26 protein-coding genes are annotated in these 23,721 nt (G+C 41.3%); 23 read left to right on the top strand and 3 right to left on the bottom strand.

The window, feature by feature from the left end:
- Positions 1 to 294 precede the first annotated feature (294 nt).
- The 11 genes from J7Q78_RS04130 (at position 295) to J7Q78_RS04095 (ending at position 8,052) form a co-directional block, all read left to right on the top strand.
- Positions 295 to 531, top strand: a complete 237-nt coding sequence (locus J7Q78_RS04130) for a hypothetical protein (RefSeq protein ID WP_154242781.1) — start codon at positions 295 to 297, stop codon at positions 529 to 531.
- 73 nt (positions 532 to 604) lie between these two features.
- Complete coding sequence (locus J7Q78_RS04125) at positions 605 to 2,020, top strand: glycoside-pentoside-hexuronide (GPH):cation symporter (RefSeq protein WP_154242782.1); 1,416 nt, start codon at positions 605 to 607, stop codon at positions 2,018 to 2,020.
- 106 nt (positions 2,021 to 2,126) lie between these two features.
- Entirely contained in the window at positions 2,127 to 2,723 is a 597-nt protein-coding gene (locus tag J7Q78_RS10010) for an LCP family protein (protein WP_235688047.1), read from the top strand.
- A complete protein-coding gene (locus J7Q78_RS10005; RefSeq protein WP_235688046.1) occupies positions 2,724 to 3,143 on the top strand; it encodes an LCP family protein in 420 nt (139 codons plus the stop codon).
- Between the two features lie 389 nt (positions 3,144 to 3,532).
- Positions 3,533 to 4,927 carry an amino acid permease gene (locus J7Q78_RS04115; RefSeq protein WP_208422438.1) on the top strand — a complete coding sequence of 465 codons (1,395 nt, stop codon included), beginning with the start codon at positions 3,533 to 3,535 and terminating at the stop codon, positions 4,925 to 4,927.
- A gap of 61 nt (positions 4,928 to 4,988) precedes the next feature.
- Positions 4,989 to 6,080 carry a YibE/F family protein gene (locus J7Q78_RS04110; RefSeq protein ID WP_208422437.1) on the top strand — a complete coding sequence of 364 codons (1,092 nt, stop codon included), beginning with the start codon at positions 4,989 to 4,991 and terminating at the stop codon, positions 6,078 to 6,080.
- Positions 6,077 to 6,823, top strand: coding sequence for a YibE/F family protein (locus tag J7Q78_RS04105; protein ID WP_208422436.1), 747 nt, complete (start codon positions 6,077 to 6,079; stop codon positions 6,821 to 6,823). Before J7Q78_RS04110 ends, J7Q78_RS04105 begins: the two co-directional genes overlap by 4 nt.
- 70 nt (positions 6,824 to 6,893) lie before the next feature.
- Positions 6,894 to 7,022, top strand: a complete 129-nt coding sequence (locus J7Q78_RS10075) for a hypothetical protein (RefSeq protein ID WP_004270533.1) — start codon at positions 6,894 to 6,896, stop codon at positions 7,020 to 7,022.
- 269 nt (positions 7,023 to 7,291) lie between these two features.
- Positions 7,292 to 7,648, top strand: a complete 357-nt coding sequence (locus tag J7Q78_RS04100) for a hypothetical protein (protein WP_208422435.1) — start codon at positions 7,292 to 7,294, stop codon at positions 7,646 to 7,648.
- Positions 7,645 to 7,770 carry a hypothetical protein gene (locus J7Q78_RS10070; protein ID WP_268911923.1) on the top strand — a complete coding sequence of 42 codons (126 nt, stop codon included), beginning with the start codon at positions 7,645 to 7,647 and terminating at the stop codon, positions 7,768 to 7,770. The genes J7Q78_RS04100 and J7Q78_RS10070 overlap by 4 nt, the downstream gene beginning before the upstream one ends.
- A gap of 69 nt (positions 7,771 to 7,839) precedes the next feature.
- The gene (locus tag J7Q78_RS04095) at positions 7,840 to 8,052 is read left to right on the top strand and encodes a hypothetical protein (protein ID WP_208422434.1); all 213 of its coding nucleotides are present in this window, start codon (positions 7,840 to 7,842) and stop codon (positions 8,050 to 8,052) included.
- Positions 8,053 to 8,105: 53 nt separating this feature from the next.
- Here the strand turns inward: J7Q78_RS04095 and J7Q78_RS04090 are convergent, their stop codons facing one another.
- A complete protein-coding gene (locus J7Q78_RS04090; RefSeq protein ID WP_208422433.1) occupies positions 8,106 to 9,335 on the bottom strand; it encodes a C40 family peptidase in 1,230 nt (409 codons plus the stop codon).
- 228 nt (positions 9,336 to 9,563) lie between these two features.
- Positions 9,564 to 10,505 carry a toxin Cry1Ac domain D-VI-related protein gene (locus tag J7Q78_RS04085; protein ID WP_208422432.1) on the bottom strand — a complete coding sequence of 314 codons (942 nt, stop codon included), beginning with the start codon at positions 10,503 to 10,505 and terminating at the stop codon, positions 9,564 to 9,566.
- Between the two features lie 279 nt (positions 10,506 to 10,784).
- Here J7Q78_RS04085 and J7Q78_RS04080 point away from each other — a divergent pair, with 279 nt between their 5' ends.
- The 8 genes from J7Q78_RS04080 (at position 10,785) to J7Q78_RS04045 (ending at position 18,942) form a co-directional block, all read left to right on the top strand.
- A complete protein-coding gene (locus J7Q78_RS04080; protein WP_208422431.1) occupies positions 10,785 to 12,203 on the top strand; it encodes a C69 family dipeptidase in 1,419 nt (472 codons plus the stop codon).
- A gap of 260 nt (positions 12,204 to 12,463) precedes the next feature.
- Complete coding sequence (locus J7Q78_RS04075; protein ID WP_154242794.1) at positions 12,464 to 13,000, top strand: MarR family winged helix-turn-helix transcriptional regulator; 537 nt, start codon at positions 12,464 to 12,466, stop codon at positions 12,998 to 13,000.
- A gap of 224 nt (positions 13,001 to 13,224) precedes the next feature.
- Positions 13,225 to 14,409 (top strand): acetate/propionate family kinase, encoded by a 1,185-nt coding sequence (locus J7Q78_RS04070; RefSeq protein WP_154242795.1) that lies wholly within the window; start codon positions 13,225 to 13,227, stop codon positions 14,407 to 14,409.
- Between the two features lie 302 nt (positions 14,410 to 14,711).
- A complete protein-coding gene (gene rbsU / locus J7Q78_RS04065) occupies positions 14,712 to 15,596 on the top strand; it encodes a ribose/proton symporter RbsU (protein ID WP_154242796.1) in 885 nt (294 codons plus the stop codon).
- A gap of 19 nt (positions 15,597 to 15,615) precedes the next feature.
- Positions 15,616 to 16,011 carry a D-ribose pyranase gene (gene rbsD / locus J7Q78_RS04060; protein ID WP_154242797.1) on the top strand — a complete coding sequence of 132 codons (396 nt, stop codon included), beginning with the start codon at positions 15,616 to 15,618 and terminating at the stop codon, positions 16,009 to 16,011.
- 19 nt (positions 16,012 to 16,030) lie between these two features.
- Positions 16,031 to 16,939, top strand: a complete 909-nt coding sequence (rbsK, locus tag J7Q78_RS04055) for a ribokinase (RefSeq protein WP_154242798.1) — start codon at positions 16,031 to 16,033, stop codon at positions 16,937 to 16,939.
- A gap of 70 nt (positions 16,940 to 17,009) precedes the next feature.
- Positions 17,010 to 18,023 (top strand): ribose utilization transcriptional repressor RbsR, encoded by a 1,014-nt coding sequence (rbsR, locus tag J7Q78_RS04050; protein WP_208422430.1) that lies wholly within the window; start codon positions 17,010 to 17,012, stop codon positions 18,021 to 18,023.
- Between the two features lie 229 nt (positions 18,024 to 18,252).
- Complete coding sequence (locus tag J7Q78_RS04045) at positions 18,253 to 18,942, top strand: 2,3-diphosphoglycerate-dependent phosphoglycerate mutase (RefSeq protein WP_154242800.1); 690 nt, start codon at positions 18,253 to 18,255, stop codon at positions 18,940 to 18,942.
- A gap of 259 nt (positions 18,943 to 19,201) precedes the next feature.
- Here J7Q78_RS04045 and J7Q78_RS04040 read toward each other — a convergent pair whose 3' ends face one another.
- Positions 19,202 to 20,062: a LysR family transcriptional regulator gene (locus J7Q78_RS04040; RefSeq protein ID WP_154242801.1), complete on the bottom strand. Its 861-nt coding sequence runs from the start codon at positions 20,060 to 20,062 to the stop codon at positions 19,202 to 19,204.
- Positions 20,063 to 20,178: 116 nt separating this feature from the next.
- On the opposite strand from J7Q78_RS04040, the gene J7Q78_RS04035 reads away from it, so the two are divergent.
- From J7Q78_RS04035 to J7Q78_RS04020, 4 genes are all read left to right on the top strand, one after another.
- The gene (locus J7Q78_RS04035) at positions 20,179 to 21,045 is read left to right on the top strand and encodes an aldo/keto reductase (RefSeq protein WP_208422429.1); all 867 of its coding nucleotides are present in this window, start codon (positions 20,179 to 20,181) and stop codon (positions 21,043 to 21,045) included.
- Positions 21,045 to 21,665 carry an NAD(P)H-binding protein gene (locus tag J7Q78_RS04030; protein ID WP_235688045.1) on the top strand — a complete coding sequence of 207 codons (621 nt, stop codon included), beginning with the start codon at positions 21,045 to 21,047 and terminating at the stop codon, positions 21,663 to 21,665. Before J7Q78_RS04035 ends, J7Q78_RS04030 begins: the two co-directional genes overlap by 1 nt.
- 15 nt (positions 21,666 to 21,680) lie before the next feature.
- Positions 21,681 to 22,190, top strand: coding sequence for a flavodoxin (locus J7Q78_RS04025; protein ID WP_208422428.1), 510 nt, complete (start codon positions 21,681 to 21,683; stop codon positions 22,188 to 22,190).
- Between the two features lie 68 nt (positions 22,191 to 22,258).
- Positions 22,259 to 23,599: an MFS transporter gene (locus J7Q78_RS04020; protein WP_208422427.1), complete on the top strand. Its 1,341-nt coding sequence runs from the start codon at positions 22,259 to 22,261 to the stop codon at positions 23,597 to 23,599.
- The last annotated feature ends 122 nt before the right edge of the window (positions 23,600 to 23,721 follow it).

Genomic DNA, 23,721 nt, shown 5'->3' with positions numbered 1-23,721 from the left:
TTTAGTCAACTAACGTAGTAAAGGCCCGCTCATTTGAGCGGGCCTTTACTACGTTATTTTTATAAATTAATGATTTGGGCAACCTTACCGTGGTGCCCACTAGTTGTTAAGGGCGTGATTATGGGGACAAGCACTATACGATTTCAAAAAAACGTTTACATTTTACTAAAGGTTTAGTAAAATAAGATTGTAATTTAAAAGAATGCGTTTACAAAGTGTTTCTTGTAAGAATTAGTTATTCATACCGTGTAAACGGTAAGCACTTACTAAACAAAATAGAAAGAAGTGACTAGGATGAACGACAACAAAATTATTATCGATCCAGATCAATTTGCTGCGGCGATTATTGCTGGAAATCCCAAGCAAACAAATGAAGACAATAAGGTCTATATCAAACGCCAATTGACGTTGTATCTGGAATCAGTTTTACTGGCCAATGACTTCAATTCATTGGAAGAAAACCAATTCGGATCTGCTAAAGAAAAACAACGCCAAGCCATTTTGGAAAAGATTATCGAACATCGCTACTAGAGTGCGTCATCAAGCGGGACAACTTGATGAAGGCACGCTGACACTGAAGAAACAAGTGAAAGGAAACTAAGAAATGAAAAAACTAAAAGATGTTAAACAGTATAGTTCTTATGCTTTTGGGGCCTTTGGGCATGATGCTTTCTATGCAACACTCAGCACTTATTTTATGATGTTCGTTACAAGTCAATTATTCGATACCAAAAATGCAGGCTTTAATTCAAAAATGATTGCTTATGTCACCTATACAATGATGATCATCCGGATTGTTGAAATTGCCTTCGATCCACTGATTGGGGGGGTCGTTGATAATACCCGGACGCGTTGGGGGAAATTTAAACCGTGGTTACTGGCAGGCTCAATTATCAGTTCGGTCGGGTTGGCAATGATTTTCACTAACTTTGGGGGGCTTGCGACAAGTAGCCCGTATCTTTACTTGGTCCTTTTTGCAATCGTTTTCGTTATTTTAGATATCTTCTACTCGTTTAAAGACATCTCGTTTTGGTCAATGTTGCCAGCGTTGAGCGTTGATTCTGAAAAACGGACAAAATTTGGGGCGATTGCGCGTTTTGGCTCCACTTTAGGTGCACAAGGGGTCATCATTGTGATTGTGCCGATGGTAGTGTTCTTCTCACAACTATTTTCCGGGAGTCATGGCAGTGAACAAACAAGTGCCGGTTGGTTTGGCTTTGCTGTTGTCATTGGCCTTGTTTCATTCTTGGGTGCGCTAGCAACAATCTTGGGAACCAAAGAAGAAAAGAGTGCTATTCGGGAAAATACTGAAAAGGTCCGTTTACGTGATGTTTTTAGTGTGATTGGAAAAAATGATCAATTAATGTGGCTATCACTTTCGTATTTCTTATTTGCCTTTAGTTATGTCATTACGAACTCACTCCTTTTATATTATTTTAGATATGTCATGGGCCGCGCCGCAGCGTTCTCAACGGTTGGGGTGATTACTGCCATCTTAGGGATTGTTTCAGTTGCGTTGTTCCCAACCTTGGTTGCTTTAATTCATCGCCGGGCAATCTACCTTGGCGGAATCGCCATGATGATGCTTGGTTATATCCTCTTCTTGTTTGCGGGGAGTAACTTGGTCGTAGTCTTAATTGCAGTCGGCTTATTCTTCTTCCCATATCCGTTAGTTTTCCTAGCTGCTTTAATGACCATTACTGATAGTGTTGAATACGGTCAATTGAAAAGTGGTACACGGAATGAATCTGTAACGTTGGCAGTTCGGCCTTTATTGGATAAATTAGCCGGTGCTTTTGCAAATGGGGTCGTTGTGACGGCTGCGATTCATGCGGGCATGACGGGGAATGCGAAACCAAGTGATATTACCAATGCTGGGTTGTTACAATTCAAAATGTACATGTTCTTCATTCCAATGGCGTTATTGGTTATCGCTGCGTTAATCTTCATGGCGAAAATTAAATTAACTGAAGCTAAACATGCCGAAATTATTAGTGAATTAGAGAAAAAATTAGATTAATTCGCGGCATTTAAAAAGACCTACGAAAAGTCGTAGGTCTTTTTCTAGTTGATGGGGTATATTAGTATTAAAGATTAATGGCGTAGTGAATAAAGGGGTAATTATCTTGAAAAAATTAGGGCTATTATTGGGGCTGATCATCGCTTTAATTGTTGTGGTGCTTGGTATTTATAATGATCAGGAAAATCGTGCTGTCGATGCCATCAAGACTCGGCCAAATAAAATTTCAAAACAAATTGATCAACGCAAACCCATCGCTTTTTTATTACTGGGGGGTGATACAGGTTCCGATGGACGGATTAATCGTGGTTTGTCCGATTCGATGATGGTTGTCACGTTAAATCCAGCGCAATCATCAACAGTGGTGTACTCGATTCCGCGCGATTCATTGGCCGAAATGGCCGATGACCACGGTGGTAATATTCAAAAAATTAACGCAGCTTATGAAATTGGCAAGGCCGATATGGCGAAGAAAACAGTCAGTCAGTTTTTGGGCATGCCAATTGACTATTCGGTAACCGTGGATATGGGGGCGCTCAAAGAAATGGTCGATTTTGTCGGGGGGATTACGCTTGATACGGTCATTGACGTTAATTTAAACGGACAAGTGATTCCACAAGGTCACCAGCATCTCAACGGAGATCAGGCGCTTGCTTACAGTCGAATGCGTTATCAAGACCCACGCGGGGACTATGGACGGTAATTGCGCCAACAAGAAATCTTGAAACAAGTTGCGCAAAAAATTCAAAAACCGAAATATTTGATGAAGCTTGGTGATTTGATGACTAAGCTAGGGAAGCAAATCAGTACTGATTTTACAGCGGATCAGATTAAACAATTAATCCGCAATTATCATCAAAGTAGTGATGAAATTGTTAGCAGTCAATTGCTTGGTAAAACAGCGTGGCTCAATGGGAGTGCCTATCAAATTATTAGTACGGAAGATTTGCAGGCTGCTTCGAATCGCCTTCGTGAAAATTTAACACTACCAGAACAAACGTTAACCAATACTGAAACACGACTCAATGACATGAATCCGGCTTTTTTTGATGATGAGTCGCCAACGACTTACTTCAACGTGCGGGGGTTCAATCTGACCCGGCCCACAAATAATTCGTACTAATCGAGTTGTTAGAAAAACAACCCTTAAAATAAGGCTTTACAAACAAATGGTTATCCCCTATACTAAGTAACTAATTAATAACAAGGAGGGTCTGTCATGAATTCAATGCAACGTGTTGCCTTTAGCTTTTTCTTTAAGCACCCCAGTAATCGACTGGTTGATTAAGGAGAAGGCATTTGAGTTGAAATGACAAACCTTAATGAATTGGAAGATGGCTGGGTCCCCCCGAGTCATCTTCCTGGTAGAGCCCACTAGTGAAGACTAGTGGGCTCCTTTTTTGTTATTAAGATGAGTGTGACTTGAACGACTTGGCTTCGGGCATAACCTAAGAAGTGCGACGCGGCCCGGTAGGCAGCAAGTGAGTAAGCTAAAAATAGGGAGTGGTTAAAATGGGATTAATGGCAAAAGTATTACGAAAAGAATCACTTGAACGTTATTTACAACAGGATCAACGGTTAGCAAAAACATTAACGGCAAAGGATTTAATCGCATTAGGCGTAGGGGCAGTGATTGGGACCGGGATTTTTATCTTACCAGGGACGATTGCAGCGGTGCATAGTGGCCCGGCAATTACGATTTCATTCATGATTGCGGCGGTTGTTTGTGCCATTGCGGCGATGTGTTACGCCGAATTCTCATCCGCATTACCAGTGGCTGGGAGTGCTTATTCATATGGCAACATTATTTTCGGTGAATTAGTTGGTTGGCTGCTTGGTTGGGCTTTATTCTTAGAGTATATGTTATCGGTTGCAGCGGTTTCAACCGGCTGGGCGGCCTATTTTGTATCATTTATCGAAGGCTTTGGCCTCCAGATACCGCGTGCAATTACTGGCCCGTTTGATCCGGCGCATGGCACTTATGTGAACCTATTTGCAATGCTGATTGTCGGTCTGATTGCGCTGTTATTAATGCGGGGAACCCGTTCATCGACGCGAATTAATAACATTATGGTGCTGATTAAATTAGGCGTTGTTTTACTGTTCATTGGGGTGGGAATTTTCTATGTAAAACCTGCTAACTGGCAACCATTCATGCCGTTTGGGGTTAGTGGGATTTTCAAAGGAGCATCGCTTGTGTTTTTCGCTTACCTTGGTTTTGACTGCGTGTCAGCATCAGCAGCAGAAGTGAAGAATCCACAAAAAAACCTCCCTATTGGCATTATTGGGACGTTAATCATCTGCACATTACTATATATTTTAGTAGCGTTTGTTCTCACCGGGATGGTGGCGTATCGTAAATTGGATGTTGCCAATCCGGTAACGTTTGCCTTGCAAGTTGTCCATCAAAATTGGTTCGCTGGTTTGATTTCCCTTGGGGCATTGGCGGGGATGTTCACCATGATGTTGACGATGACTTATAGCAGTTCGCGGCTGATTTATTCAATCGGTCGTGATGGCTTATTGCCCAAAGCACTCGGTAAAGTAACTAGCAAACACCAAACCCCAACTAACAGTATCAAGCTTGTGACAATCGTCATCATGCTGCTAGGCGGATTTGTTTCGCTGAACCAATTGACTAATTTAGTAAATATCGGGACATTGGTGGCCTTTTTGGGGATGTCGATTGGCGTCATCCCATTGCGGAAACGCAAGGATATTCCCAATAAAAATGGCTTTAAAGTTCCATTTTACCCAGTCCTACCGCTAATATCAGGAGCACTCTGTTTATTGATGATGTTTGAATTACCCAGAGTCACTTGGATGGCAGCGGCAATCTGGTTTGTCATTGGCTTGCTGGTCTATTTTATGTATGGGATTTTCAATAGTCGCTTAAATAATGATTAAATCAGCCCCAAAAACTGGCGTTCACCTGCAGAAGCGCTAAAATAAAGTAGAGGTGACGACTGTGGTGAAACATAAACGGCTGTGGATCGGTCTAATAGGGTGTGTCATCTGGGTCCTCGGGGTATTGGGAACGCATTTCGATGCCGGGTTGTATCAGCAACCGATTATTCGAGTGACACGGATCCAGACAATTAGTCACGAAAAACAGATTGACGAGTACCAAAATGAAGATACAGAAGTAGTCCAGCGTGTAACGGGGCAATTTTTAAATACTAAGCAAAAAGGAAAAACAATTACGTTGCGTAATACCTATACAGCGTCACAAGCGATGTCGACGCGGTACTATAAAGGGGAACAAGTTTTTTTGCATCGTGATCAATATTTGAAAAAATGGTCCTTAAATGAACCTAAGCGCGATACAATTATCGTTGGCTTAACGTTATTGACAGTTAGTCTCTTGTTGTTGATGATGCTCAAGCGTGGTTTAATGACCTTATTAAGTGTCTTGGTCAATCTCGTTGCTTTCGTCTTGACGTTACATTTAAACGCCTTGACGGGTGGTCGGTGGTTATTACCGATTATGTGTGGCTTAGCCGTTGTGCTAACGGGGTTAACCCTGCTTTTAGTGTTAGGCCCCAATCGCCAGATGCTCGTCTCATATGGTGCGACAATTGGTGCGACGTTCCTAGCGCTGTTTCTCAGTATGGCGGTCTTGAAAATAACCGGTGATCAAGGGTTGCATTATGAAACAATGGCTTATGAATTACAGCCGTATAAAACGGTCTTCTTAGCGGAAGTCGTGCTTGGAATTTTAGGCGCTGTGATGGATGAGACGACCGATATTTCATCGTCACTCCAACAATTAGCAATTGAACAGCCGAACGTCACAAAAACTGAGTTATTTAAATCAGGTCTAGCGATTGGCCGCGAAATTATCGGCCCGCTCGTCAATGTGTTGTTCTTTTTAGTGATGGCGGATGCTTTTCCAATTATTTTATTATATTTACGCAATGGCAACACAATTGCGTATACCTTATCGCGAACTGTCACATTGAGCTTTACGCAGACGGTGATTAGTGCGATTGGAATTACTTTGGCAGTGCCAGTGACCAGTTTGTTGGCGAGCCAGTTAGTGCGGGTGCGACGCCTATGATGCTATTAACGGGAATTTTACTGATATTATTAGTTTTGGTTTGCGGTTGGCAAGGGCTAACAATTTTCTTCAGTCTCGGGTTAAATTTTGTCGTGATTATATTAGCCCTCGTTTTGGTAGCTGGTGGGTTTGAACCACTAATGGTTAGTGGCCTATTGAGTTTAATTTTATTGGCGACATCCATTTTCATGAATACTAAGCAGCCATTAACGGCTAAGACGGCGTTTGTGACGTCGTTAATCGTGGTGGTCGGCTTGCTGATCATTATTGTGCCACTTAGCCAGCTAGCAGCCACCTACGGCTTTGGTGCGGAAGATATCGAAGAAATTGAGGGCTTTAGACTCGCAATCGGCTTATCGTTCCAAAAAATTAGTATCATGATGATCATTTTGGGCAGCTTAGGAGCAATCGCCGAAACAAGTATTGCGGTTGCTAGTGGCTTAGTGGAAATTCTTGAATACGATGCGCAAATGGCATCTAAGCAACTCTTTAAAGCGGGGATTGCGATCGGCGAAAAAATTATCGCGACAGCTTTTAATACCCTGTTTTTTAGTTTCTTTGGTAGCTTCTTGTCATTGACAATGTGGTTCATTCAGTTAGGCTATCCACTCAGTAAAATTGTGAACCACAAAATTTTAATTGGTGAGGTACTAGCGCTGTTAATCGGAGTGATGGGGGTCATAGCAACTGTTCCGTTAACCAGCGGGCTCCTAAACTATTTCAGAAAACCAAACGACGAATAAAGTTAACTTGAAAAATAAGTCAATTCAGATTAGAATAATAGAATATATGCACGAAAGGAGGAAACGCGCAATGTCACAAAACTTACATGTTAGTGTTTCTGGTAACCGTCGTCCTGTTAACCAAAACAATGCTAAAAAACGTAATGCTGAAACAGCTGCTGTCTTGAACTTCTTGAAGGAACGTAAATCAGCTAAATAATTATAATGAATTTTTTCAAAATAATGTTAAAAGACCATCTAAAAGTCGCTTAAAAAGCAGCCTTTGGATGGTCTTTTAATATATTCAGAAGTAAATACATTAAAAGTGACGTACATAAATTCAGATTATTGCATATTAATATAATAATATAGTGATAGAGAATAATGTTTGATATACTAAATGCTAGCTAGCACGAGGGAACGTTTCGATATATAGTTAATAACATTCACCTTGTGAGTGGACAACAAATCTAAACGAAGGTGTAAATATTGAAAAAGAAAACATGGATAGCGATATTAACCGTTTCAATACTAATTATATTAGGAATAGGAGTGAAGTTACATATGGATAATAAAGAAGTTACAATCCAAGAAAATGCGGCCATTGAGATTAAAGAAAGATATAAAAATTTAAAAGAAATTAAAATAAAAAACATTTTCGAATCATCACCAGGTGTTCAGAATGTTGATTTTGATGTGGTAGATGTAAATAACAAAGTCATTAAGGGCAATACCACGACAGTAGGGAGATTTGGATCTTTCAGTGACAACGGATTGGTTGAGGGAAAAACAATTGGGAAAGTGAAGGTACTATATCTTAATGGAGCGGTTGGATTCATAAAATGATCACAGACCAAAAATATGCTGTTATTGCGGATAAAGTATATGACGTTGATAAGATAAAAACTGGATCACCAGCAAGAGTTGGGAATATTTTTAAAGATAAAGAGTCTGCAGGTAAATTCTAAATCATCAAAACTGTTGATACTAATGATCCTAAAAATAGTCATGGTTACGACACCAATGGGTTTCAAGGTATGGCCGTTGCGCCAGTGAACAAGGCCGGTGAAGTTGATTATTCACATATTATGGTCGCTTATGCCGGCACCAATCAATCTGATTTCAAGGACATTGCTGAAGACCTTCAAGGAATCGGGTCTGGTAATCGAAGCACGGTGGATAAAGGAAAAATGGCAGATAAGATGAAGTCTGCTTATAAAAAGGAAAATCAGAAGTTAATTAATCAATAGCAAAAAAAGAGCCACATCCTAAGATGCGGCTCTCTTTAAATACATATTTTTGATTAAAGGACGCGAACTGCGAATGAAGGCATGAAGTAGCTTGAGATACTTGCTGTCTTAACTGATTCGCCAGGTTGTGGTGCGTGGACGTATTGGCCACCACCGATGTAGATTGCGTCGTGATATGAAGCGCCAGCGCCACCCCAGAAGAGGATATCGCCAGGTTGTAAGTTATCAAGTGAGACGCGTTGACCAGCACCTTCTTGAGCAGTTGTAACACGGCCCAATGAAATACCAGCTTGTGCGTATGCATATTGAACTAAACCAGAACAGTCAAGGCCTTGGCCTGGTGTTGTGCCACCCCATACATAAGGGGTACCGATTTGTGATAAAGCAGCGTTGATAACAGTTTGGGCATTACCACGTGCCGGTGTATTAGTGTTGGTATTATTAGTATTAGCTTGTGGTGATTGTTGAGCAGAAGAAGCAGCAGTGGCAGTAGCTTGACTGCTTTGAGTTGGTGTTGCTGATGTTGCTGTTTGTGTTTGAGCAGGTTGAGTTGTTGTTTCAGGTGTGCTTGTTGAAGTCGTTGAAGCAGCCGGCGTTGTTGATTCAGTTGTTGTAGCTGGCGCTGGGGTTTCTGTGGCAGGGGCTGGAGTGGTTGCTTGAGGGGCAGCAGGTGCTTGCACTTCAGTCGTAGTCGTTGTAGCAGCAACTGGTGTTACTGCGGGGGCGTTTGTAATTGGTGTGACACCTGTCAAGTTAGGGTTGTTTAAAACAACGTAGCTAGCAGGAACCCAGCCTTTGCTTTCTAATTGGTACCAAGTTGTGCCGTTTAAATCTTTTTGATTAATGACATTTTTAGTTGTGCCATAGGTTAAATATTCGCCAGTTGGTTGAGTAGCAGTTGTGTCAGACCAAACAGTTGTTGCACCTGATTGGAAGTTAGCTGTTACTGTGTTTTTAGCAACAGGGGCTGTTGCAACTGGTTGAACAGTTGTATCACCGGCTGTGATGAATTGGCTTGAGACCCATTCATCGTTACCAAGTTTGTACCAAGTTTGGCCATACACTTGTTTAGTATCTTGGATGGTTACTTGTTGGTTAGTTGCTAAGTAACGTGCAGGTTTTTGACCTACTTCTGGGCTCGTCCAAACGGTTGTTGCCCCGTCAGCGTAGTTAACCGTACCATTTGTTGCCGCTTGAGCATCATTTGTTTGAAGTCCCATTAATACTAAGCCGGCAAGGCCAACCATTCCTGAAGATAAGTAAGTCATTTTTTGCTTTTTCATGTGTTTGTTGTGCTCCTTCGAAAAAAAATTTTTTTAGTTGTTTGAATTTTGAATTAATTTAGTACGCTGATTAGCATAGCACTTAAAAGTAACAAACATGTTACATAACAGTTAGCACGCTGTTACATGTTTCTTAAGATATTAGCGAGTAAAAGACTAAATGTCAATGAACGTCAAAAAAGTACGCATATCGGCTAGATAGCGTACTTTTTATAAAGTGTTTTATGCTTATTGGAGGGTGCCAGTTTGGGTCTGCGCTGTCTCGGTCTGAGAATTGCTCTGGAGACCAGTCGTGGTATCCGTCGTTGTAGTTCCCGTGCCAGTTGTTGTGCCAGTCCCATTGCCCGCTGGCGTGTTAGCAGCATAGCCTGTTGTACTTTGCGGATTGGTAGTTGCATTTTGGCTAGTTGTTGCTTGATTAGCGGTGGTTGTGTTTTGCGTACTTGCCGCTTGGGTATTATTAGAATAAGTGTTGTATTGATTTTCAGCGTTCTTAACATACGCCAAGTATTTTTCTTTAAAACCGCTATGGGTTGATTTGTTAATTAAAGCCCGAACGTAAGGGAAGTCGCTAGCAGATAGACTAGCCGGAATATGCTTGAGACTATCATCTGTAAATAAGTTCCGGACAGCAGCCATTGCGGCTAGTTGGTTCTTAGCTTCTTGATAATCAGCAAGTTGTTTGGGATGATCGGTATAGTCTGCTTCTTCGCCAAGTTGGGCATCAGTTTTAACAACCCCATCCTTATCGAAAAAGGCACTCGTCTTAACCTTGCTTTTTTTCTTCTTTTTAGTAGGTTGTTTAGAAGGCGTACTTTCGGATTCGCTAGCGACCGGTTGTTTACCAGTAATCTTCCCTAAATCTTTTTGGGCAGCTTTGTAATCAGCCTTTGCATCCGCGCTAATACCGCTCATGTAAAGATTAGGAGTGATTTGCTTGTCGAGTTTGTCGGCTGCAGTGATAATTTGTTGTTGTTTATCGGCTGCTAATTTTGCAGGCGTTTTACGGGAACCGTCACGATAGAGTTGGTTCACTTTTTGGACATATTGATCAATTTTTTCTTCTGTTTTAGTTGCGGCAGCCGGAATTTCTGTTTTATTCTGACAGCCAGCTAGAATCATGAAACAGCTGGTCATGGCCAGCAACAGAGCAAGTGTTAATTTTTTCATTGAGAAACCACCTTGTTGTTAGTTATTCATCTAATAATATATCATGAAAGTAGGTGTGCTAACATGGTCGTTTGGCGATAATTCCGAAATCGGAATTATTATGAAATCAAATCTTGTATTAAAAATACAATAAATGCGGGGGTTAAAGGATTGAAGCGATAAATCAGGCTATACTTTCGCAAGTGAGAAGCGTACACTATGAATATTAATTATGAGAAAACTTTAATCAAACCTGACCACTGAGCTCGACTAAGGCGGTCATTAGAGGGAGTGCAACTTATGGAATCAGCATGTACATCAATTTTAGTTGGCAAAAACGCATCATTGGACGGTTCAACAATGATTGCACGCAACGACGATACTTTCTTACCATTAACACCACAACGGTTTCATATCAATCCGGCCGTTAAGAATCGTAAGGGGGCTAAAATCAAATCTTGGTTAAACGGGTTTGAAGCAGAATTACCTGAAAATGGCTATCGCTGGCCAGCCGTTCCGAATGTTGATTACAAGCATAATGGTTATTATGATGAAAGTAGCATCAACGAAGTTAACGTGGCAATGAGCTGTACAGAAAGTACGTATGGGAACGAAAAAGCCCTTGCTTATGATCCATTGGTCAAGGATGGCTTGGATGAAGATTGCATGCAAGCGATGGTTGCCCCCTACATTAACTCGGCGCGTGAAGGGGTTAGCTACCTTGGAAATTTGATTAAACAATATGGCTCACCAGCTGGCAATAGTGTGCTTTTTAGTGATCATAACGAAGTATGGTATATGGAAATTGTGACCGGTCATTTGTGGCTTGCTCAACGGATTCCAGATGATGCTTATGCAGTTGCCGCTAACCAAGTCGCAATCCAACAAGTTGATTTCAATGATCCTGATCATTTCATGTGGGCAGAAGGAATTCAAGATTACGTTGAAACGCATCATTTAAATCCGGATAAAACGGGTTGGAATTTCCGCCATATTTTTGGCACGATGAACGAAAAAGACCGACACTATAACACACCACGTGTTTGGTATGCGCATCATTTATTTGATGCTGATTTTGATATGTCACCTGAATCGGCTGAATTACCATTCATTCGGCGTATTGAACATAAAATTAGCGTGGAAGACATTGAATTTTTATTAGGGTCCCATTATAACGAAACGAAATTTGATCCGATGGGGCATGGGGCTGATGAAGACAAGTATCGTTACCGGCCAATTGGTTTGAATCGGACGCAAAATGCGCATATTTTACAATTACGCAATGATGTGCCGAAGGAACAAGCAGCAATTATGTGGATTACAATGGGGATGCCTACGTACACCCCGTTTATTCCCTTTTTCACCAATGCCAACGACACAGATCCAAGTTTCAGTGAAACACCAATGAAATGGGATATGAAGAGTGCTTACTGGTTATACCGGACCATTTCAGTATTGGTTGAAGGCCATTATCATCAACATATACAGGGCAATATTGACTACTTAAATCACTGTAAGCAAGAATTAAGAACAATGATTGAAAACATTCAAGTGGAAGCTCGAAATTATCACGGTGCTGCGTTAACTGATTATTTGACCGAGCAAAATCATGCAATTGTTAAAAAAATGGCGGTAGAAGCCACTGCGATGATTGGCGAACTCGTTATGTCCGGGATTAATCTATCAAAATTGACGTTTAATATGGATCGCAACTTATAAGATGTTATCAAGAAGTTATTAAGGATAAAAATAATTTTATCTTTAATGACTTCTTTTTAGATGGTCACAGTGAACTAATAACGTGAATTGATGTTTATGTGGACAATTGAATTGCTACACATCAAATCTATTTACAGTTATTTAATGAATCGAGTGGTTTCTTTTTTCTCAAAATATGCTAATATATTGTTAGTAAAATAAATTAAAACCATTAATTGTTTCTACGCATGACAGATAAGCTAGTAAAAGGAGAAAAGGTTATGACAGCAAAAACAACGAGCAACTATTCTGATGATTGGGAAGTAGTAACGCATCTTTCATTCATTTATCGGTGGATTGTCAGTAATTTGAGTGACTTTGTCAGTGGCGAAAGTTTAAATTACAAAGTATCTTTTGACCAATTTTTAATTATGTACGAAATTTCAACCAACGAAAACTTAACGGGTAGTAAATTAGCTAAGACGATGAGCGTAAGTCGTTCAGCAATTTCACGCCAATGTCGGCTACTAAAAGAAAACGGCTATGTGGTTGAAGAACATCTACAATCAGATCAACGGGTTAAATTTTTGAGTTTAACCAAGCAAGGGCAAGATGTTTTAAACCGCTTAGTAAGCCGTTATGTGAAAAAATATCGTGAAATCGAAACACAAATGGGCCGTGATAAAGTGGACGGTTTGATTCAATTCATTGATCAATTTTATTTAGATATCATTGAACCAAGTGAATATCAGGATAACATGATGGGCCGTTCATTCCTCAATAAAGTAAAGAAAATGAACGCGGAAAGCGCTGAATAGATTTTATGAAATGGGAAGAACCGCTTGGGGCGGTTCTTTTTTTATGGCTGAAGTGGACGCCACAAGGCATAATCTAAAATAGCACTTAATAAATGCTATTTTGGATTAATAATCAGTTGTTGACCGCAACCAAAGCCACTCTGCGATAATCGGACTTGTTTCTTTTTATGAAATTGCTTACAATTGAGCCATGAACGGATTATGAAAAAATGGGAGTCGATATCATGGAAAAAATTCTGGCTATTAATGCAGGAAGTTCAACACTGAAGTGGCAATTATTCGAAATGCCGTCTGAACGCGTAATCGCTAAGGGGATGATTGATCGTTTAGGCTTATCTGATTCTGTATTCACAGTGAAGTATGGCAATCAGGAAAAGTTTAAACAAGTCCAAGATATTACGACCCACGAACAAGCAGCGACATTATTATTAACACGGCTCAAGGCGTTAAATATCGTAACCCATCTCGATGAGATCACGGGGGTTGGCCACCGGGTAGTTGCCGGTGGAGAGGTCTTCAAGGACTCTACCGTAATTAATCCCGTTGGTCTTGATGAGATTAATCGGTTAGCTGAATATGCACCATTGCATAATCCAACCCAAGCCTATTACATTAAAATTTTCACGACGTTATTGCCAGGCGTCCCGGAAGTGGCAGTTTTTGACACATCATTTTACAGTACGTTACCGGCGGAAAATTATCTATATAGTATTCCGCAAAAGTATTATGAAAAGTATGGGGCCCGTAAATACGGTGCGCATGGGACTAGTCATCGGTTTGTTGCTCAGCGCGCTTCTGAAATTTTAGATGAGCCACTTGAAACACAAAAAATGATTACGTTACATCTGGGCAGTGGTGCGTCAATCACCGCAATTCAAGATGGGCAGGCCATTGATACGTCGATGGGCTTCACACCACTGGCGGGGATTACGATGGGAACACGAAGCGGTGACATTGATGTCTCATTAGTAGCCTTTCTAGCTGAAAAATTAGGTAAAACAATGCCCGAGATGATTACCATTTTAAACCACAAATCTGGCTTATTAGGGATTTCTGAACTATCACCGGATATGCGTGATTTAGAAGAAACCGCTGAAGTGCGGCCGCAATCTCAATTGGCGCTTGATATCTTTGTCAATCGAGTTGTGAAGTATGTCGGTTCTTACGTGGCCTTAATGAATGGGGTAGACACGCTAGTCTTTACTGCCGGCAGTGGTGAGAATGGTAGTGAACTACGGGCTGCAATCTGTGAGCAACTCACTTGTTTTGGGGTTGCATTGGATGAAGATAAAAATAATGTCCGCAGCCAAGAACGAATTATCAGTAGTGATCAATCACGGGTTAAGGTCCTGATCGTTCCAACTAATGAGGAGCTGATGATTGCTAGAGATGTTATGCGGTTAAAATAAAACTGTTATGTACCATGCCACCCAAAGCATTATTAGAATATGAAGGTAATCTGCGGCATTATGTTGAAATGCGCCGCTTTCAGATGTAGCGGCTAACCCTAAACAGGTTTGCGGCCAAATGAAAAAATAAATTTAAGAAAGATTAATTGGGCCAAATGCGCGCCAGATTAATCTTTTTTTGTTTATCTTGATAAAGCGGTTACAAAAAATGGTTGAATTCTCAAAGAAGCTCCTTTATAATAAGCAACATGATGGTTAGTAAAACGTTTTACTAACTTAAAATGAAGGACGGAGGATTGCATATGAATGCTGTCAATATTTTAATCGGCTTAATGCCAATGATTGGTTGGGGCCTATTCCCAGTGATTGTTGGTAAAATTGGTGGAAAACCAGCGAGTCAAATTATTGGGACGACACTGGGGACGTTAATTCTGGCCATTATTGTGGCTGTTTTCCGCGGGACACCGATTCCAGAAACTAAAACATTTATCTTTTGCTTGATTTCAGGTGCTTGTTGGGCTTTAGCGCAGATTATCACTTTTCACGTTTTTGAAACGATGGGTGTTTCTAGAACAATGCCAATCACAACTGGTTTTCAACTGGTTGGGGCATCGTTGTGGGGCGTCTTCATCTTAGGTAACTGGGCAAGTACGCAATCGAAGTTGATTGGCTTCACAGCAATTATTCTAATTATCCTTGGGGTTTATTTAACAGCTTGGAGTGAAGATCGTTCAAGTGCTAGCAAGAATGGCGCAGTGCGGGGCATCTTGTTATTATTGGTTGGTGAACTAGGCTATCTAGGATATTCCGCCTTTCCACAAGCAGTACACGCGGATGGCTTTCAGGGCTTTTTACCACAAGCACTAGGAATGGCAATTGTGGGGCTGATTTTTGGATTAACGCAAACTAGCAAAACTTATCAACCATTCAAAGCGGCGACTTCTTATAAGAACATCTTTAGTGGGTTCTTCTTCGCATTTGCAGCATTGACGTATTTAATTTCAGCACAACCTTCTGTCAACGGCTTAGCAACCGGGTTTGTTTTATCACAAACGAGTGTCATTTTTGCCACAATCGGCGGTATTTACGTGTTGAAAGAAAAAAAGACCAAAAAAGAAATGGTTGCTGTATTAATTGGTTTAGTACTCGTATTAGTGGCTGGCTCTGTGACAGCCTTTATCAAATAAAAAGTGGGGCGGATTTATTATGCGAAAAACACAAGTTATTAATGCACAAATTTCAAATGTGATTTCAAACATGGGCCATTTTGATACAATGAGTATTGGCGATGCTGGGATGCCGGTTCCCGCCGGAACACCCAAAATCGATGTGGCCATTGAAAACGGTGTACCAAGCTTCATCCAAGTATTAAAAAATGTCTTAACAGAATTGGAAGTTCAAAAAGTTTACTTAGCCAACGAAATTAAAACAGCTAATCCAGCACAACTTGAAGAAATCAAAAAAGTGATTGGGAAGACCCCCATTGAATTCATCGATCATGCACAAATGAAACAAGACTTGGGGCACGCTAAAGCATTTGTTCGGACAGGTGAAATGACACCTTATTCCAACATTATTTTAGAAAGTGGCGTTGTATTTTAATCATTAGGGGGACTTTCAAATGAAAAAAGTAATTGTATTAGGTTCAACAAATGTCGACACAATTTTAAACGTTCAGCGTTTTCCACAGCCTGGCGAAACGTTAGCAATGGATGGCCGGGCAGTTGCCGGTGGCGGTAAAGGGGCAAACCAAGCGATTGCCGCTGTTCGCTCAGGTGCTCAAACGGCTTTCATTAGTAAGGTTGGTAAAGAGGGCGCAGCTGATTTTATGCTCGATACATTCAAAAAAGACGGGATGAATATTGATCACGTTCGTTGTTCTGAAACTGCCGGCACTGGCCAAGCTTACATTATGGTGGATGCTAGTGGACAAAATAGTATTTTAATCTACGGTGGGGCTAATCAAGATGTGACAGTTGATGATATTCATGAAGCTGAAGAAGCTATCAAAGATGCTGACCGAATTGTCGCGCAATTTGAAGTGCCGATTCCGGCAATTATCGAAGCCTTCAAGGTTGCGCGTGCAAACGGGGTGCAGACAATTTTGAACCCAGCGCCAGCGATTAAGAATATTCCAGCTGAATTATTAGCAGTGACGGACATGATTGTCCCTAATGAAACGGAAGCCGAAATCATCACAGGAATTAAAGTGACCGACGAAGCGTCAATGCAAGCGAATGCAAAAGCCATGTTTAGGATGGGGATTAAAGTCGTGATCATCACGGTTGGGGCCAAAGGTTCATTCTACGCTACCCCAACAACTACCGGTTTTGTTCCGGCATTTAAAGTGCAAGCCGTCGATACCACAGCCGCGGGAGACACATTTATCGGTGCGTTAAGTACGCAATTGGAATTGGATTATAGTAATATTGAAGCAGCGATGACTTATGCCAATAAGGCTTCTTCCATTGCAGTCCAAACTAAAGGGGCTCAAAATTCGATTCCTTATGAAAAAGATATTCAGCTATAATCATATGAACAGCGTCCATGGCTAGTTGGCTGTGGGCGTTTTTATTAATTTGGTTCAAGGGAGTGCCACAATGGTTCGAAAAGTAACGATTAAAGATGTTGCCGCGCTGGCGCAAACATCGGTCACAACCGTTTCGTTAATTCTTAATAATAAAGGTGACCGCTTTAGCGCAGCGACAATTGCGCGGGTCAAAGCTGCGCGGGAAAGACTCCAGTACGAGCCCGATTATTTCGCGCAAAACATGATTAATAAAGAAACGAAGACAATTGCGGTATTGGTACCGGATATCAATAACCCTTTTTTTAGTCAATTTATTCAAGGCGTCGAAGAAATTGCCTATCAATTCGACTTCATTCCACTAATTTATAGTGCAGGGGTGCATAATCAGAAAGTTGATCATTATTTAAAGGAATTGGTTCGTCGAAATGTTGATGGGTTTATTTTGGCTGTCCCTCATTTACAAAAAACAACGCTGGATAGTTATCTGCAAAAACGACAAATCCCGTTTATCTTGTTGGATCAGTCAGATAAGCAACATGTAGGCGATGAAATTACGGTTGCCGATACACAAGGCGGGGAATTGGCCGCCCGATATCTAATCGAACAAGGGCATCATAAAGTTGGCATTGTCTTACCCCAACAACGTGCTTGGAATATCGAACAGCGGTCCATCGGGTATCAAGCTGCAATGCTAAGGGCTCAGTTACCAGTGGCTGATGATTGGCAAATAACGACCCCCTTAACAAAATTAGGCGGTTACCAAGTTGCCCAACAAGTGATTGATAGTGGGGTCACTGCCGTCTTTGCAGTCAATGATGAGCTGGCTATCGGATTAATTCGGGGATTATGTGAATTGCGGGTGCGCGTGCCGGAAGATATTTCAGTGATTGGCTATGATAATATCGATTGGTGCGAATATATCACGCCCAAATTGACGACCATTAAGCAACCGATCTTCGAACTGGGGCAAGAAGCAACACGGCTATTATTGAACCGCATTGCCGATCCCACCATTGCACCGCAACAAAAAGTTCTTTCAATTGAATTAGTTGAACGAGAAAGCGTCCAAGTGATACATCACTAATAACAGATGATTGTAGTAGCCTTTGGTAAAGAGGACGGTTGTGGCGACTTTGATAGTTTTCATGGTCATTGTCTCTTGGCGGCGCTTTTTTTATTATAAGCAACGCAACCGGCTAATTAAGGCTCAAAAAAGAAGGTTCATTTTTTTCTGAAAAGATTAGACTGTAAATTACGGAACAAACAGTGTAAAATGAACAGAGTAAAAATAAAAAAAGTGAGGTTACTTACACATGGCTAAATTAGTTTTTATTCGTCACGGACAAAGTGAATGGAACTTATCAAACCAATTCACTGGTTGGGTTGATGTTAACTTAAGCGAAGAAGGCGTCCGCCAAGCTCAAAACGCTGGTGCTTTATTGAAAAAAGAAGGCATCCAATTTGACCAAGCTTACACATCAGTATTGACACGGGCTATCAAGACATTACACTATGCACTTGAAGGCTCAGACCAATTATGGGTTCCTGAAACAAAATCATGGCGCTTAAACGAACGTCACTATGGTGCATTACAAGGCCAAAACAAAGCTGAAGCAGCTGAAAAATGGGGCGACGAACAAGTTCACATCTGGCGTCGTTCATACGATACATTACCACCATTATTGGATGCTAATGATGAAGGTTCAGCTGCCAACGATCGTCGTTATGCCCACTTAGATCCTAAAGCAATTCCTGGTGGCGAAAACTTGAAGGTTACTTTGGAACGGGTTATTCCATTCTGGGAAGACGAAATCGCACCAAAATTAATCGACGGTAAAAACGTCATTATTGCAGCTCATGGTAACTCACTACGCGCCTTAACAAAATACATTGAAAACATCTCTGATGAAGACATCATGGACGTTGAAATGGCAACTGGCGAACCAGTTGTTTATGAATTAGATAAAGAATTGAACGTAGTAAGCAAGAAAAAATTAAACTAATATAGTGCGGATGGTTGCGGTTAGCAACTGAGCATGATTCAAAAGAGTGTGTTTAAAGCACGTTTTCACTTACTCAAATAGGCTATTCCCGCAAGGAATAGCCTATTTTTTTTGTATTAAAATGACACGTTAGGGTGCTGCTGGAAACATCACCGGAGTAAAAGCCAGTTAGGTAGCGATTATTCGGAATATCGATAAAATATACATATAATAATTAATTTCGTTCTAAAGCTTTTTGTTTGTTAATTCATACGGATGATTATTCAGGCCAGTTTGCGCTAATTTCATCAATGAGTGGTAATAGCTGACGCTTTTGGCTTTTCAAATAATTGACATAAATTGGCATTTTAGCTTGCGGATCATTAATGGGGACCGTGATGCGGTCTAATTGCTGGGGTGATAGCTGCTTAAAAAAAGCATCTTTTTGAGAGAGATTGGAAGTGAAAAACGGAAGGCTTGAATGTTTGATAATCTCAATGAAGGCGGCGCGGTCGTCTTGATACATAAATTGTGCATGGGGGATATCGGTTTTAATCATATCGCTCCAAGGACCAATTGCACGCATCACGACAAAACTCATACCGGCTAAATCTTGAAAGCTAACGGTTGGTTGGCTAGCAAATAGCGTGAATTGATCGAGATTAACCTGTAGCTGTTCATGACCGAGATATCGTGATTCGATGGTTGTATCAAGGATTTCTTGATCTGAAAAGATTAATGTAGCCTCGGCGGTAGTTAGCGCATTACTAATTTGCTCAATTGCAATAAATTCTTTTGCGATTTGCACGTCATCACGGTCAGGGACGAGGGTTAGCGGACCTGGAACAGTTGTGCCAATCATCGTAAAATGCTGACTTCTATCGAAGTTTTGAATTTTTGTTAACATCGTTTGACTCGCCGTCAGAAGTTGTTCAGCTTCGCGAGCAGCGAGCTCACCGGTTGGGGTCAATTTGATTCGATTGGCCTGACGTTCGAAAAGCTGGACGCCGAAATCTTCCTCCAACTTTTGCATACCGCGGGTGACAGATGGCTGGGTGATGTTCAAAGCAGCCGCGGTTTTCGTGAGCGTCCCTGTTTGGGCGAAAGTCGTCAATTGTTCTAATAAATAGTAATCTAACATGCACTTTACCTTCTTAGTATACGTTTCATGTATGGTAGCATGTTTTTTAAGTAATTTTCAAGTTAACCACTGCGCACTATACTAAAATCATCAATTAGAAAAAGAGGTTATCAACGATGGATATGGTGCAATTAAATAATGGCGTCCAAATGCCACAATTAGGTTTTGGTGTTTTTCAAATGACGGATTTAGCGGAATGTGAACAAGCAGTGGTTGATGCGATTGCATCGGGGTACCGGTTGATTGATACAGCGGCAGCTTACCATAATGAAGCGGCGGTTGGTCGGGCAATTAAACGCAGCGGGGTGGCACGCGAAGAGCTATTTATTACCTCGAAACTCTGGGTATCAGATGCCAGCTATGAGCGGGCTAAAAAAGGGATTGATCAATCACTCCAAAACTTAGGGGTTGATTATTTAGACCTTTACTTACTCCACCAACCTTTTGGCGATGTGATTGGGGCATGGCGGGCTTTAGAAGAAGCATACAAAGCTGGTAAGATTCGTGCAATCGGCGTTTCTAATTTTTATGCCGATCAACTTAAAAATTTAATCTTATCAACCGATGTCAAACCAGTGATTAATCAAATTGAAGTTAACCCTTGGTATCAAGAGCATTCAGAAGTCGCTTTTGCACAAGCTGAAGATGTGCAAGTTGAAGCTTGGGCACCATTTGCGGAAGGGAAACACAACATTTTTACTGATGAACGAATTGCTGCAATTGGCAGTCGTTATGGCAAATCAAACGGGCAAGTCATCTTACGATGGTTGCTTCAACGCGGTATTGTGGTGATTCCAAAATCCGTTCATCAGAACCGAATAGCTGAAAATATCGATGTCTTTGATTTTGAATTAACCACAGCTGAAATGGCAACGATGAATGATTTAGACAAAGGTGAAAGTCAATTCTTTGATCATCGTGATCCAGCAGCAATTGAACAAATTTTTGGGACGAGCTTAGCCGCTCTAAAGGAGAACAAATAATGACTAACGTATTAATTATCGGGGCCGGTGGTCAAATTCCAGCGATTTTAATTCCCCGTTTACAAGCAGAACCAACTTTAAAACTCACCCTTTTTGGGAGGGCCGCCGCTAATTTACCTTATGACAATGTGACAAAGGTCTCTGGCGATGCGGGTCAACTTGACGACTTAATTAATGTGATGCAAAACCAAGATGTTATTTATATGAATTTTGATAATTTAGCGATTACCAAACTCGTCATTAAAGCGATGCACGAAACGGGTGTTAAACGAATTATCCAAGCGGGGGTTTTAGGGGTCTACGGCGAAGTCGCAAAACCTTTTGCCACTTGGAATAGTCAAATGACGGGTGGTTCAGTGGCACAACATCGCGGCAATGAAGCCCTTGAAGCTAGTAATCTCGACTACACTTATATGCGAATGACTTGGTTGTATAACGCTAACCGCACTGATTATGTAGCCAGTCCCAAGGGCGAACCATTCTTAGGTGCCCAGATTAGTCGTTACGCTATCGCTCAATTTGTTGTTGATAATTTGACCGGTAAACGCAATGATGTCCGCGCAAGTATTGGGTTATGGGAACCCGGCTCAGAAAATAAAGCCAAACCAGATTTTTATTAGTCAGGAGGGTGCCAATTGAAAACATTAATCGTTTATTATTCACGTACTGGGAACACACAGGCAGTTGCGGAATTGATTCAGACCCAAGTCGGTGGTGATTTAGTGGCACTTGAAACGCAGGAAAAACGGCCCACGAATTATCGCGCTGAAGTTGATCAAAATGAACGCGAACAAAATCAAAGTATTTTACCAACATTGAAAACTGAGATTTTAGATTTTAATCAATACGATCGCATTTTTATTGGGGCGCCAACATGGAATATGGCGCTTCCTCAAGCAGTGCTGACGTTTCTAACAACGTATGATTTCACTGGCAAAACTATTGTACCGTTCAACACGCACGGTGGTTATGGCGCCGGTCAAATCGTTGCCCAGATTCAGTCCGCAGTCGGCGATGCGGTAGTCTTGCCAATTCTATCGGTTGCTGGTGGAAAAGAGAGCAGTGGTCAATTGCTCGCAATTGAAGGTCCAACTAAAGCAGCCGTCGCTAAAGAAGTGACGAATTGGTTACAAAAAATTGGTTAATTAGTTTAAGACTGTCTCGGTTTAATGGGGCGGTCTTTTATTATGGCCAAAAAGAGGTTATGTGAGAGATGCGAAAAGAAAATAAAGGCATTATTTTAGCGATTATCCTGATTAGTTATTTTATGATTTTATTGGATAATTCGATTATTTTTACAGGGACAGTTAAGATTGCAGCCGAACTTAATTTGAATCAGACTGCACTATCGTGGGTATCGAATGCTTATTCACTAACGTTTGGTGGATTATTATTATTAGGTGGGAGTATTGGTGACATTATTGGTCGTAAACGGATTTTTTCGATTGGACTTGTCATTTTTGCCATCGGTTCATTATTGGTTGGCTTGGCTGGCAGTATGATGGTAATTGTTTTAGCGCGTGCATTTCAGGGAATTGGTTCAGCCATTTTGGCGCCAACATCCTTAGCGTTATTGATGGATAATTTTTCTGGTAAAGAACGGACGCGGGCAATCGTTGCATATGGTGCAACGTCTGGGGTTGGTGCCAGCATTGGACTAGTGATTGGGGGACTTTTTGCCAGTTTAATGTCATGGCGCAACGGCTTTTTCATCAATGTACCAATCGCCATTATCATGTTGGCTCTAACAACAAAATTTATTCCGACTAATCAAACTAGACAGTTAAAAAAATTAGATATCGTAGGTTCAATTGTTTCGATTATTGGGATGACGGCACTTGTCTATAGTTTAGTGGGAGATCAAGGTCGCCTAGTGGCATTGATTGTAGCTGTTGTCGCGATTGTAGGGTTTATCTGGCACGAAGCACGGATTAAACAACCAATGATGCCGTTGCGCTTGTTTATGGATCGCGAGCGATTGGGTGGTTATATTGCCCGCTTCTTTTATTTGGGCGCGATGATGAGCATGTGGTTTTTAACACCACAAATCATGCAAACCCAACTGCACTTTACACCGCTTCAAGCGGGGTTAGGATTTTTCCCACTAACCATTATTAGTTTTATTGTGGCTGTCCAAGTCGCAAAATTAGCCGATCGGTTTGGTAATACACAACTGTTGATTGGCGGGATTACGCTCACAGCAATCGGGATGTTTGCAATTAGCTTTTTCTCAGCACAGGTTGGTTATACGGTTGGGATTGCCTTACCAATGATATTAATGGGAATCGGGCAAGGCTTAACGCTGAGTCCTTTGACAGTCGCTGGTGTAGCAAATACATTACCTGAAGATTCAGGTGCTGCCTCAGGGGTCGTCAACATGGTGCATCAAATTGGTGGTTCTATTGGGATGGCATTGGTGGTCGCTGTTTCGGCAACTGTTAAGACTGCACCTGCGAGTTATCACTTGGCAATGTTAACGGCGACGGCACTATTAATTGGGGCGCTGATTGCCGTTATTGGCTTGATCGGCCCCACTTTGAAAAAGATTGCTTAGCGCGATCAATGTCTTTGGTATCTTTAAAATAGTGGATTGTTTAGTTTAGCAAAAGTAATTGCATTTAAATATTAAAACAGGCCTCGCATACCGGTAATCAACCAGTATGCGAGGCCTGTTTG

The organism is Latilactobacillus fragifolii (genome assembly GCF_905332535.1).
Taxonomy (GTDB): domain Bacteria; phylum Bacillota; class Bacilli; order Lactobacillales; family Lactobacillaceae; genus Latilactobacillus; species Latilactobacillus fragifolii.
This window is presented reverse-complemented; position numbering and strand designations above follow the sequence as displayed.